General features: G+C 43.6%; 13 protein-coding genes. 7 read left to right on the top strand and 6 right to left on the bottom strand.

The window, feature by feature from the left end; translation table 11 throughout:
- Positions 1 to 74 precede the first annotated feature (74 nt).
- Entirely contained in the window at positions 75 to 965 is an 891-nt protein-coding gene (locus Xbud_RS13135) for a GNAT family N-acetyltransferase (RefSeq protein WP_099136484.1), read from the top strand.
- Here Xbud_RS13135 and rfaC read toward each other — a convergent pair.
- From rfaC to rfaD, 3 genes are read right to left on the bottom strand one after another with little or no spacing between them, the layout of a single operon-like run.
- Positions 945 to 1,922: a lipopolysaccharide heptosyltransferase RfaC gene (rfaC, locus tag Xbud_RS13140; RefSeq protein ID WP_099136485.1), complete on the bottom strand. Its 978-nt coding sequence runs from the start codon at positions 1,920 to 1,922 to the stop codon at positions 945 to 947. The two genes, Xbud_RS13135 and rfaC, sit on opposite strands and share 21 nt — an antisense overlap.
- Positions 1,922 to 2,974, bottom strand: coding sequence for an ADP-heptose--LPS heptosyltransferase RfaF (rfaF, locus tag Xbud_RS13145; RefSeq protein WP_099136486.1), 1,053 nt, complete (start codon positions 2,972 to 2,974; stop codon positions 1,922 to 1,924). Before rfaF ends, rfaC begins: the two co-directional genes overlap by 1 nt.
- A 9-nt stretch (positions 2,975 to 2,983) precedes the next feature.
- Positions 2,984 to 3,922 (bottom strand): ADP-glyceromanno-heptose 6-epimerase, encoded by a 939-nt coding sequence (rfaD, locus tag Xbud_RS13150; RefSeq protein WP_099136487.1) that lies wholly within the window; start codon positions 3,920 to 3,922, stop codon positions 2,984 to 2,986.
- Between the two features lie 236 nt (positions 3,923 to 4,158).
- On the opposite strand from rfaD, the gene kbl reads away from it, so the two are divergent.
- Positions 4,159 to 5,355: a glycine C-acetyltransferase gene (kbl, locus tag Xbud_RS13155; protein WP_099136488.1), complete on the top strand. Its 1,197-nt coding sequence runs from the start codon at positions 4,159 to 4,161 to the stop codon at positions 5,353 to 5,355.
- 9 nt (positions 5,356 to 5,364) lie between these two features.
- The gene (tdh, locus tag Xbud_RS13160; RefSeq protein ID WP_099136489.1) at positions 5,365 to 6,390 is read left to right on the top strand and encodes an L-threonine 3-dehydrogenase; all 1,026 of its coding nucleotides are present in this window, start codon (positions 5,365 to 5,367) and stop codon (positions 6,388 to 6,390) included.
- A 45-nt stretch (positions 6,391 to 6,435) separates the two neighbouring features.
- Here the strand turns inward: tdh and Xbud_RS13165 are convergent, their stop codons facing one another.
- Together Xbud_RS13165 and envC are read right to left on the bottom strand one after the other, a co-directional pair.
- Positions 6,436 to 7,512, bottom strand: coding sequence for a divergent polysaccharide deacetylase family protein (locus Xbud_RS13165; RefSeq protein WP_099136490.1), 1,077 nt, complete (start codon positions 7,510 to 7,512; stop codon positions 6,436 to 6,438).
- Between the two features lie 12 nt (positions 7,513 to 7,524).
- Positions 7,525 to 8,832, bottom strand: coding sequence for a murein hydrolase activator EnvC (gene envC, locus Xbud_RS13170; protein ID WP_099136491.1), 1,308 nt, complete (start codon positions 8,830 to 8,832; stop codon positions 7,525 to 7,527).
- Positions 8,833 to 9,205: 373 nt separating this feature from the next.
- Between envC and Xbud_RS13175 the strand changes: the two genes are divergently transcribed.
- From Xbud_RS13175 to cysE, 4 genes are all read left to right on the top strand, one after another.
- Positions 9,206 to 9,643, top strand: a complete 438-nt coding sequence (locus Xbud_RS13175; RefSeq protein WP_099136492.1) for a rhodanese-like domain-containing protein — start codon at positions 9,206 to 9,208, stop codon at positions 9,641 to 9,643.
- A gap of 202 nt (positions 9,644 to 9,845) precedes the next feature.
- Entirely contained in the window at positions 9,846 to 10,316 is a 471-nt protein-coding gene (secB, locus tag Xbud_RS13180) for a protein-export chaperone SecB (RefSeq protein WP_047682727.1), read from the top strand.
- The gene (gene gpsA, locus Xbud_RS13185; RefSeq protein WP_099136493.1) at positions 10,316 to 11,335 is read left to right on the top strand and encodes an NAD(P)H-dependent glycerol-3-phosphate dehydrogenase; all 1,020 of its coding nucleotides are present in this window, start codon (positions 10,316 to 10,318) and stop codon (positions 11,333 to 11,335) included. Before secB ends, gpsA begins: the two co-directional genes overlap by 1 nt.
- Positions 11,336 to 11,469: 134 nt before the next feature.
- Positions 11,470 to 12,291, top strand: a complete 822-nt coding sequence (cysE, locus tag Xbud_RS13190) for a serine O-acetyltransferase (protein WP_099136550.1) — start codon at positions 11,470 to 11,472, stop codon at positions 12,289 to 12,291.
- Positions 12,292 to 12,359: 68 nt separating this feature from the next.
- On the opposite strand, the gene trmL is transcribed toward cysE, so the two are convergent.
- Complete coding sequence (trmL, locus tag Xbud_RS13195; RefSeq protein ID WP_099136494.1) at positions 12,360 to 12,863, bottom strand: tRNA (uridine(34)/cytosine(34)/5-carboxymethylaminomethyluridine(34)-2'-O)-methyltransferase TrmL; 504 nt, start codon at positions 12,861 to 12,863, stop codon at positions 12,360 to 12,362.
- Positions 12,864 to 12,919: the final 56 nt, after the last annotated feature.

The raw sequence follows: 12,919 nt of genomic DNA on the forward strand, positions 1-12,919 counted from the left end.
AAAAATATTTTTTGTTTTTTATAAAGTAGTAAAAAATTTAGTTAATATTAAAAAGCCATTTTATGGAATAGGATATGGGAAAAATAAAATCATTTTTTTGGGGATGGAAAAAATGCAATTTCGAACAATATAAAGAAGCCCACGCTCTTTTTGGCGGTTGTGTATTAACACATCCCAACATTGTCTCTTTTTTGAATAGACATATTGAAGGTAACCAACTCTCCTTCTATTTTAAAGAAAAAGGGACTGCCGTTAAGGGAGCTTGCTTCTTTGTTAAAAACCAAAAATTAGTAGAAAAAATCCAAGGCACATATCCACTCCCTTATGATGAAGTGATTTTCCCTATCGCAACTGATGCGAAGTTATTTTTACCTATAAAATCAAAGAGATTATCTCCTATTCATAAAAATAATTTTATAAATGCCAGCTATAAGGTTCCTTTGAGTAAACGTCAAATCTGCCTGATTAAAGAAAATTTCTCCTACAAAACCCGTCGTAACCGCAAGAATGAGATAAATAAATTCACTCGTGCAGGCGGAGAAATTCGTCTTTCAAGTGAATTCAGTGCTGAAGAATTGGTTGATATTTACATCGATCTGTATCAAAAGCGCTGGGACTATAATCATTCGCCAAAAGAACGTCAGCGTTTGCTTGAAATATACACAGAACTTCGAGAACATATATTTGGTTATGTGTTACTTATTAATGGTTCACCGTGTGCGTACGATTTTGTATTACGTGCCGATAGTCCTAAATGGATCTCATTTGATGCTATTAATGGAGGATATAATCCTGAATATGCACATCTCAGTGTTGGTAGCATTTTGATGTGGGTTAATACCCAGGAAGCAAAAGTATTATGTCAGGCAGCAAACAAGACTATGCGTTACTCATTGGGGAATCCTACTCTTGAATATAAAAGCCGTTGGTGTGAGACATTTCCACTAGGCAAGGTTCTTATTTAATATATTTTGCAAGAACAGGATTACTTCTGCCGGAGTAATACTCTGCATCGTACTATCCACTGATTTCAAAGTATGCTGTTCTTTTCCATACCCACCAATCAAGCCAGGATCTGTCGGGCCAAACAGAGTAATATTTGGACGATCAAGGGCGGCAGTGAGATGACTTAATCCTGTATCAACAGATACTACAGCTTTCGTGCCAGCAAGAACCTGTGCGACTTCTGCTAATGTTAATTTTGGTAACACGTCAACATGAGGAAAACCGTTTGCCAGCCGTAACGCTCGCTGATATTCATGTTCTGCTCCCCAGGGTAATTTGATGCGCATACCCGTTGGTTGAATCTCTGTGATCAGTTGTCGCCAGTGGTTTTCTGACCAATGTTTTTCATCACGAGTGGTGGCATGCAGGAATACCAGATAATCATTTCCGCTTTCTGACTGTTGGTTCAGAAAGTGGCGGGCGATAGAATAATCACCTGATTCTATAGGTTTTGGATAACCGAGACTCTCTGCAAATAATGCGCGAATTCGTTCTACAGCATGTTGCTGTTTGCTCACAGAATGGCGTTGATTGTAGAAAAAGCTGGCCAGTGGCTCACGAATGCTTTTTTTGTCATAGCCATGTTTTGGTCCATGGGTTAAGCGTGTCACCAAAAAAGCACTTTTTAACAGTCCTTGAGCATCAATAATTGCATCATATTTTCGTTGCTGTAATTGTTCCCTGAAACGTGCGCGTTCTTCACGGATATCTTTCCTGAACCAATTTTTTCTCCAGCGACGAATAGCAACAGGGATAACATTTTCAACCGCATTGTGCCATGTGGGTATTTGGGCGAATCCCTCTTCAACGACCCAATCAAATTGAATACCCGGTATGTACTGCATGGCATCTGTCAGTGCAGGCAGGGTATGTAACACATCGCCCATTGAAGACGTTTTTACCAGTAAAACACGCATTAACTCTGGTTCTCCGTCTGTAAAAGTTTTTCCAATGAGGCTAAAACCTGCTCTGGTTGAATATCAATAAGACTCTGATGATAGCCACCCGCACTGTCACCGTTCCTGATCTTATGGTAACCCGTAATCAGACGGATCACTTCGGCTTTGTCTGACAGTGGTGGAGTGAAATCAGGGCTACTCGGCCCGTATAATGCTACCAGAGGGCGGTTCAGGGCTGCTGCGACATGCATCAAACCTGAGTCGTTTGTAACAATGGCATCACACGCTGCAATAATATTGACCGCCTGTTCAAGGGAGGTTTGGCCAGCGAGATTAAGACAATCTTTCCGCGCATCTTCACTCAGAAGTGCCCGGATATCTTCACCAGCTTCATTATCCTTAGCTGAACCAAATAACAGTATTTGGTAACCTTTTTGAGTGATTAACTGTTCAGCCAGTGCGGCGTAATGATAGTGTGGCCAGCGTTTAGCCGGGCCAAACTCTGCACCGGGGCAAAAACCGATAATTGGGCGATGATCGGCGATGTTAAAAGCTGTTGTTGATTCTGCAATATCTTCGTCACTAACAGCTAACTGAGGCCATAACAGTGGTTGGGGAAGATCTTCAGCACTGTGTACAGTTTTCCTGTCATAGGCGAGAGCAACATAGCGCTGAACCATGAGTGGAAAGACACTTTTATTCAAAATGTGGATATCATTCAGCAAACCATAGCGCATTTCACCACGCCAGCCTGTACGCAGAGGGATATTGGCGAAGAAAGGCACCAAAGCAGATTTGAAGGAGTTGGGGAGTACGTAAGCGCGATCATATTCACTTTCACGCAGTGCTATCCCAAGGTGGCGACGTTCACCAAGAGCAAGCGCTCCGTGTCCCAGCGGCATTGCCAGCGCCTGATTAACTTCTGGCATTTTCGTGAGTAATGGGCGGCACCATGCTGGTGCCATCACATCAATTTCTGCATTTGGGTACAAAGCCTTCAAGGTGCGGTAGAGGCTTTGAGACATCATCATGTCACCCACCCACGATGGGCCGATCACCAATATCTTCATAAAGGTCGATTAATTATCCTGGTTGAGCCATTGCATATATTCGGTAACACCTTCAGCAACGGTTTTGAATGAGTTGTCATAACCTGCTGCGCGAAGTTTTGTCAGATCAGCCTGAGTAAAGCTCTGATAGCGACCTTTTAGCTTTTCTGGAAATTCAATATATTCTACGGCAGGAGATTTTTCCTTATGGAATTCAATAACGGCGTCAGCAACGGCCTGGAAAGACTCAGCCCGGCCTGTACCGCAGTTAAAAATGCCGGAAACACTATTTTTCCAGAACCACAGGTTTACCGCTGCAACGTCACCAACATAAATAAAATCGCGTTGGAAATGTTCGCTGCCTGCAAATAATTTCGGGTTCTGGCCTTGGTTAATTTGGGTGTTCAAATGGTAGGCGACACTGGTCATACTGCCTTTATGTCCTTCACGTGGCCCGTATACATTGAAATAACGGAAGCCACAAATGTGAGAATCTGCGTGTGGTAAAATATCGCGAACATACTGATCAAAAAGGAATTTTGAGTATCCGTAAACATTGAGAGGTTTCTCATACTGGCGTTCTTCAATGAAATTATCACTGCGACCACCATAAGTTGCGGCAGAAGAGGCGTACAGGAATGGGATCTGACGATCAAGGCAGTAATGCAATACATCTTTAGAGTACTGATAGTTATTGTCCATCATATACTTGCCATCCCACTCAGTTGTGGATGAACAAGCACCTTCATGGAAAATAGCATCAATATCGCCTAGATCATCACCAGCAACGATACTGGCAATGAAATCTTCCTTATCCATATAATCGCTGATATCTAAATCAACCAGATTTACGAACTTTGTACCGTCTTTCAGATTATCAACAACCAGAATATCCTTATAACCTTCGTCATTCAGTGCCTTGACAATATTGCTGCCAATAAACCCTGCGCCGCCAGTGACAATAATCATTTGGCCCACCTCTAAATAGTCAGTTCACTTTATTTTAATGCGTATCATATCATTTAACCCTACTGACGACAGCAGCTGAAATAGGGGAATATCCTGAAATCCTGCTGTATCGCAGTTTCAAAGCCGTGATCAGCTTTACAAAGTTGATATTATCTTTCTGACTGTGTCGTCACTGGCAGGATCTATAAGTAAAATACACCATACCTTTCACTTATTCAGGTATTCAGGAGAGAAAAATGTCAGCGTCGTTTTATCAGAAAATTAATGAGCAGTTGGAACAAGCTCGTGCGGAAGGGTTATTCAAAAGTGAACGTATTATTACCTCTGCGCAAAATGCCGATATTTCTGTTGCTGATGGTAGCAACGTCATTAATTTCTGTGCCAATAACTACTTAGGGTTGGCTAATCACCCTGACCTGATCGCTGCTGCAAAAGCAGGAATGGATAGCCATGGCTTTGGTATGGCATCTGTGCGTTTTATTTGTGGTACGCAAGACTCCCATAAAGAATTAGAAAATAAAATAGCTGAATTTTTAGGCTTGGAAGATGCTATTCTGTACTCCTCATGTTTTGATGCTAATGGTGGTCTGTTTGAAACATTATTCGGCCCAGAAGACGCCATTATTTCGGATGCACTAAACCACGCTTCTATCATTGATGGTATTCGCCTGTGTAAAGCGAAACGTTATCGCTATGCCAACAATGATATGCAGGAATTAAGAGCACAGTTGGAGAAGGCAAAAGCAGAAGGTGCTCAGAATATCCTGATCGCAACTGATGGTGTGTTCTCAATGGATGGTGTCATTGCGGATCTGAAATCCATCTGTGATCTGGCGGATGAATTTGGTGCGCTGGTCATGGTTGATGATTCTCATGCGGTAGGGTTTGTTGGCAAGCACGGGCGTGGTACTCATGAATATTGTGATGTCATGGGGCGTGTTGACATCATCACTGGTACACTCGGTAAAGCATTAGGTGGGGCGTCTGGTGGTTATACCGCCGCACGTAAAGAAGTTGTGGAATGGCTGCGTCAGCGTTCACGCCCTTACTTGTTCTCCAATTCCCTGGCTCCGGCTATTGTTGCGGCATCCATCAAGGTGTTGGAGATGTTGAAAGATGGAGACGAATTGCGTGAACGTCTCTGGAGAAATGCTAACTTATTCCGTGAAAAAATGACGGCTGCTGGTTTTACACTGGCGGGTGCAGATCATGCCATTATTCCGGTTATGTTAGGGGATGCGAAGCTGGCGCAGGAATTCGCCTCTGAGCTGCTGAAAGAAGGCATTTATGTGATTGGCTTTTTCTACCCTGTGGTTCCTAAGGGTCAAGCACGTATCCGTACCCAGATCTCTGCTGCTCATACCGAAGAACAAATTGAACGTGTTGTGGCTACATTTACACGTATAGGTAAGCAGTTGAATATCATTGCATAAGGTATCACTATGAAAGCGTTGTCAAAATTAAAGCCAGAAGAAGGTATTTGGATGACGGATGTGCCTACACCGGAATTGGGGCATAACGATGTGATGATTAAAATCCGTAAGACCGCGATTTGTGGAACGGATGTGCACATCTACAACTGGGATGATTGGTCTCAGAAAACCATTCCTGTGCCGATGGTGATAGGGCATGAATACGTGGGAGAAGTGGTCGCAATTGGTCAGGAAGTCAAAGGATTCAAAATTGGCGACCGTGTATCTGGTGAAGGTCATATTACCTGTGGTTATTGCCGCAACTGTCGTGGTGGACGCACACATTTGTGCCGTAACACAACAGGAATTGGGGTAAACCGGGCTGGCTCATTTGCCGAGTATCTGGTTATTCCGGCATTCAATGCTTTTAAAATTCCAGACAATATTTCGGACGAACTGGCTGCGATTTTTGACCCATTTGGCAACGCTGTTCATACTGCACTCTCCTTTGATTTAGTAGGAGAAGATGTACTGGTATCGGGAGCCGGCCCTATCGGTATCATGGCTGCGGCTGTGTGTAAGCATGTCGGTGCACGTCATGTTGTGATCACCGATGTGAATGAATACCGCCTTGATTTAGCACGTAAAATAGGCGTTACTCGTGCTGTGAATGTCAGTCAGGAGAACCTGACGAATGTTATGTCAGAACTGGGTATGACTGAAGGCTTTGATATTGGTTTGGAGATGTCTGGTGCTCCTCCTGCATTCCGTACCTTATTAAGCACTATGAATCATGGCGGGCGTATCGCTTTGTTGGGGATACCTCCTTCAGATATGGCGATCGATTGGAGTCAGGTCATTTTTAAAGGACTGTTTATCAAAGGCATTTATGGACGTGAAATGTTCGAAACATGGTACAAAATGGCGACACTTATTCAGTCCGGTTTGGATTTAACTCCAATTATTACTCACCAATTCCCGATAGATGATTACCAGAAAGGCTTTGATATCATGCGTTCAGGGCAATCTGGTAAAGTTATCCTGCATTGGGATTAATTGAATCTCTGACAAAATTTTAAGCAAGCCGTTAAAAACAAATTACTAAAAATCAGGGCAGACGCTTATCTCTTTATGGGCGTCTGTTTTATTTTCCATTGTTTTATCTTTTTGTGGTCTCAAATGACCTGCGCTATGCAACTTTTCTTGTTTTAATGTGGGGTCCTGCAATTTTTCAAGACCATCAACAATTAGACGGGGAACCAATGTTTCCCCAACCATCCTGAAATAATCCAATTTGGATTCTAATCCCGTTACAGGTTTGGTTTCAGGAGATTTAATGCATTTTTGTTTGGTTAGTGGGCTGATTTGTGAGTTGCTTTGTTTACTGGTTAGAGAATGATTGAGTAGCATACTGGGTGTTACCAGTTCAATATCATCTGGCAACGTTGCTAACCCTCGCTGTAATGCCCGAATAGTAGTTGGGTAAGGATGCCCAATGGCGATGGCAGAGCCTTGTTTGCGAGCCAGAGTAATAGCCCGATTGAGTTGGCGCAGCGCTTCTGCTTCTGTTTGTACATCGTCCAAGAAGATATTCCGGCGGAGCACTTGTACAGGTGTTCCCATTGAGGCTTTAGCGACCTGAGTATTACCGATAGTTACGCTGTCCAGAAAATAGAGACGATATTGAGATAATGCATTCATCACTTTTTTCATGCCAGCGAGATTGGAGGTCATCGCGCTGCCCATATGGTTGTTTATACCAATTGCATGAGGAACTTTTTTTATGGCATCGTGAATAATATCTTCAACTTCCTCATTGCTCATGGAAGGGTGCAGGGTATTTTTTTCTAATGATTGTTTACTAATTGGCGCCATTGGCAGATGGATCAAGACCTCTCTACCTTGCTTATGGGCTTTTTGCGCCATTTTTCGGCCATATGGAGAGTCAGGGAGTACGGCAATGGAAATTGCAGCAGGCATCTGCAATATCTTATTTTCATTGTGAACACGGTAGCCAAAGTCATCAATGACAATGGCTAAGCGTGCGGCACGGGCATTCAGAGTAAATAACAAGATAGTGATAAACGACAGAACCCAACACTTTGGTATCTGAAAGCGCAATATCCCAAATAATAGAGTGAATGAGTGAACGCACTTTATTAATAGATATTGCACAATTATTTCCTTCTCTTATTTTCCTAACCACGGTAATGGATTGACGGTACGCCCCTGACGGCGGATCTCAAAGTATAATGAAGGTTGCTGTTGCCCGCCGCTGCTACCAACCAGAGCTATCGGCTGACCTGCCCGGACTTGCTGACCAACACTAACCAACAGGCTTTGGTTATAACCATAAATACTCATATCTCCTTTACCGTGTTCAAGCACGACAACCAGACCATAGCCCTGTAACCAGTCTGCCAGTAATACCCGTCCATCTGAAATTGCTTTAACTTCCGTGCTTTCGGCTGAAGAGATAACCATGCCTTTCCAGCGTAACTCACCTTGTATTGTTTCTCCGAAGCTGTGAATAACCCGGCCACGTACAGGCCAGATTGCTTGCCCGGCAGGGCGACCAAGCCCACCTGTTCGAGCCATAAGTGCGCGTTCATCTTCCGTAGGTTTATAGCTGGAACCTTTTTGTTGAGCCTGTTTCTGCTTGGCTGCTATTTGCGCACGGACACGTGCAGCTTCACGCGCTTCACGCTCAGCGCGGGCTTTGGCTTCCCGTTCTGCTTTAGCAATTTTGTTACGCAGGCGAGTTTCGTTTTGCCGAAGCTCAGCCAGGCTTTGTTGATCTTTCTTCAATGAAGATTCAAGTACAGTCAGCGTTTTTTGCCGGGCAGAACGGACAACTTCCATTTTTTGCTTTTGTTGCTTTTGGTTGCTGAGTAACGCTTGTTGCTCATTTAGTTTTTCTTGTTGCAGCTTTTTTTGTCGGTTAAGCTTGTCAGTTGTTTTTTGTAGTTTAGTGATAGTTTCCTGACGAGCCTGATTCAGATAACTATAATAAGCGAGTATGCGTTCTTTGCGCTGCGTTTCCGGGCCATTAAACAATAATTCTAAACCCTGATGACTCCCTTGCCGGAATGCGGCATCTAATTGGCTGGCAAGTAGCTTACGCTGCTCTTTTTGCTGCATTTGCAGATGGTTAATACCTTTCGTCAATGACGAAATTTCATTCCCCAGCTTATTCAGGTGGGCTTGTGTACTATGGAGGGAACGCCCGACTTCTGAAATCGTCCCCTCTTGTTCCTTGAGCTGATTGAGGAGCTCTGTACGTTGTTTTTGTTGTTGTTTGACGCTTTTCTCTTTCTCAGCAATATTCTGTTGAATATCTTTAAGTTGGTTTTTATTTTCTGAGATTTGATTGGCAAAGGCTCCCGTGCAGAGAAAAGCAAACAATAAGGCACACAACAGTAATGCACTGTTTCTTGGTTGCCACTGTTTCCGCTTCTGCCGGTGATTACAGCTTTTGAAATCCTTATTATCAGCCATTTGATTCAATACCTTGCCCACGCTCTACTATATTTATAGTGCTTGCTTACAATATGTCTGTCGCGCCCGATTATTTCATGTGGAATTGCCTCTGACCAGAGAACGGCCTATTTTTTATCTTTCCGAACCATAATATAAATTTTAGTTAACTTAGCTCATTTATTATCGAAGATCCCGTATATGTCTAGTTTGGCATGAAATATTTTAATGATGTATGACAATCAAGTGATTAGTGCGGATTTTTTATTTTTTCTCGAAACTCTCCGCAAAATCTGCATTAGGTTGATGCTAATTGGCTGTAATTGACACAACACACAGGTATACTCTGTTACCTTAGATTTTTGTTATTAACTAATGGGAGTTGTTGCCCTCCATGCTGCAAGAAATCATGCAATTTATTAGCCGGAACACGATCCTGAGTCTTGTTTGGATTGCCCTGTTGGTGGCTGTCATTGTCCTGACAGTAAAAAGTGTGTTCTCCAAGAGTAAAGATATCACTCGCGCACAGGTCATCCATTTAATCAATAAGGAAGATGCTATCGTCGTTGATTTACGTTCTCGTGACGATTTCCGCAGAGGGCATATTATTGGTTCTGTTAATCTGACACCATCCGAGATTAAAGAGCATAATCTGGGTGAATTGGAAAAATATAAAAAGCAGCCTGTGATCATTGTTTCAGCGAATGGACTGGAATCTAAAACACCGGCAGAGAATCTGGTGAAAGCAGGCTTTGAACAAGTTTATACCCTGAAAGAGGGAATTGCCGGGTGGACGGGTGAAAACCTACCATTATCCCGAGGCAAGAAATAACGAATGTAGATGTAAGTAGTATATACCCAATAGATTTCCAGATGCAGCACGACGGCAAGGAAGTGAATCCCTGGGAGCGGAGCATAGATAACGATGTGACTAGGGTGAGTGAACGCAGTCAACAAAGCTGCAACTTGAAAGATGAAGGGTATACTTACATTATCAAGGTTTAATAAGGACGTATCAAAAGGTAAAAATTATTATGTCAGAACAAAACAACACCGAAATGGCTTTCCAGATCCAACGTGTATATACGAAAGACATTTCTTTCGAATCACCTAAGGCACCTCAAATTTTCCAACAAGAATGGCAGCCAGAGGTTAAATTAGATCTGGATACCGCTTCCAGTGAATTAGTTCAGGGAGTCTATGAAGTTGTCCTGCGTGTCACTGTTACGGCGACACTAGGAGAAGAAACCGCATTCTTGTGTGAAGTTCAGCAGGCTGGTATTTTCTCTATTGATGGTATTGAAGGAACTCAACTGGCGCACTGCTTAGGTGCATATTGCCCGAACATTTTGTTCCCATATGCTCGTGAGTGCATCACTAGCTTGGTGGGTCGTGGTACTTTCCCACAATTGAACCTGGCACCAGTTAACTTTGATGCTTTGTTCATGAATTACTTGCAACAGCAGGCTGATTCTCAGTCTGATGAGGCAACACAGGAAGCCTAATGAATACCGCTTCTATGACAGTCATCGGTGCCGGTTCATACGGCACCGCTTTAGCCATTACACTAGCCCGTAATGGACATGATGTTGTCCTTTGGGGCCATAACCCCGCACATGTCCATGCCTTGCAACAAGCCCGTTGTAATCAGGCATTCTTACCGGATGTTTCTTTTCCTGATAGCTTACAGCTTGAAGCCGATCTAAAAAGTGCGGTTTCAGCCAGCCGTAATATTCTGATTGTGGTTCCCAGCCATGTTTTTGGCGATGTATTACAACAGATAAAACCACATTTACAGCCAGACTCTCGTATTGTTTGGGCCACTAAAGGCCTTGAAGCGGAAACGGGTCGTTTATTGCAGGATGTAGCGCGTGAGATATTAGGTAATGAAATCCCATTGGCGGTAGTATCTGGCCCGACATTTGCGAAAGAACTGGCGGCGGGTTTACCGACAGCGATTGCGGTATCAGCGACAACACCTGAATTTGGTGAAGAACTCCAGCAGCTTTTCCATTGTGGCAAAAGCTTCCGGGTGTATAAGAACCCTGATTTTGTTGGCGTGCAACTTGGTGGAGCAACCAAGAACGTTATTGCCATTGGTGCAGGGATCTCAGATGGCATGGGGTTCGGTGCCAATGCTCGCACTGCATTAATTACCCGTGGATTAGCGGAAATGAGTCGCCTTGGTGCTGCTTTGGGGGCTGACCCATCCACATTTATGGGAATGGCTGGATTGGGTGATTTAGTGCTGACATGTACTGATAATCAATCCCGTAACCGTCGTTTTGGCATGATGTTAGGGCAAGGAGTCAATGTTGACGCTGCACAGCGTGAGATTGGGCAAGTCGTTGAAGGGTATCGTAATACAAAAGAAGTCCGGGCATTAGCCAAGCGGGTTGGGGTTGAAATGCCTATCACAGAACAAATCTACCAGATATTGTATCGCAACAAAAATGTAATCGAAGCAGCTCAGGCATTATTGGGAAGAGCTACAAGGGATGAAGGAGAAAGTTCCCGCGCTTAATTAGATTAAAATCGCCATAAATATTTTTTCCGGCATATGTCCAATAGATTCCAAGATGAAAGGCATAGTTCTGGGATAAATCAGGTGCGAATTCATTCGCGATGGTGAAAAACAATCACATGAGAATGATTGATATGTCTCAAGAAGAACTGAATGAAGTTTGGAAAAATATAAAAAATGAGGCGAGAGCGCTGGCAGATTGTGAGCCTATGTTAGCCAGTTTTTTTCACGCGACATTACTTAAACATGAAAACCTTGGTAGTGCCTTGAGCTACATGTTGGCAAACAAACTGGCGACACCGATTATGCCGGCGATTGCGGTCAGGGAAGTTGTTGAAGACGCTTACAGCAGTGAGCCAAAGATGATCGAATCGGCCGCTCGTGATATTAAAGCTGTCCGGTTGCGGGACCCTGCTGTAGACAAATACTCCACTCCTCTGCTTTATCTGAAAGGTTTTCATGCGCTACAAGCGTATCGCATCGCACATTGGCTGTGGAAGCAAGATCGTAAGGCGCTGGCGATTTACATGCAAAATCAGATTTCTGTTTCTTTTGGTGTGGATATTCACCCTGCGGCAAAAATTGGCTGTGGCATTATGCTTGACCATGCAACAGGTATTGTCATTGGTGAAACCGCGGTAGTTGAGAATGATGTTTCTATCCTGCAATCCGTAACACTCGGTGGTACAGGTAAAGCGTGTGGAGATCGGCACCCAAAAGTGCGTGAAGGAGTAATGATTGGTGCTGGTTCCAAGATCCTCGGCAACATAGAAATTGGTCGGGGTGCGAAGATTGGTGCGGGCTCAGTTGTGTTAAGACCTGTTCCGCCGCATACCACTGTGGCCGGAGTACCAGCACGGATTGTTGGTAAGCCGGAAAGCGATAAACCATCTCTGGATATGAATCAACATTTTAATGGCATGAATAATGGGTTTGAAAATGGGGATGGGATTTAAGATTTCTTATCTTTTGATAGCACAGAATTAAAAGCATTCAGCGCCTAACCGCGCTGAATGCTTATGTTTTAATCTCGCAACAGCGCACTCGGATATCCTAGTTGCCGCCACGCTTCAAACACGACCACTGATACAGAATTAGAAAGATTCATGCTACGACTATCTGGTAGCATGGGAATTCTTATTTTCTGTTCAGGCGGCATGTTATCCAGCACATAAGATGGTAAGCCACGAGTTTCCGGGCCAAACATCAGATAATCACCATCACGATAACTTACATTACTATGCGTCGGGGTGCCTTTTGTTGTTAGTGCACATAGGCGTGCTCCTGAAGGGGATTGTGAATTAGTTGGACTAAATCCTTCACTTTCCAAGAATGTATTGTAGTCGTGGTGTTGTTTGATATTGGCAAACTCGTGGTAATCCAGCCCTGCCCGACGCAGGCGTTTGTCATCCCATGTGAAACCTAATGGTTGGATTAGATGAAGTTGACAACCTGTATTGGCACACAGACGGATGATGTTGCCCGTGTTAGGCGGGATTTCCGGTTCGAATAGGACGATGTTTAGCATGGTGTTTCTAGAGGTTATTCGGAATAATAACCTAGTAGGTTATAGATAATATTGTT

It is taken from the genome of Xenorhabdus budapestensis, assembly GCF_002632465.1.
GTDB classification, from domain to species: domain Bacteria; phylum Pseudomonadota; class Gammaproteobacteria; order Enterobacterales; family Enterobacteriaceae; genus Xenorhabdus; species Xenorhabdus budapestensis.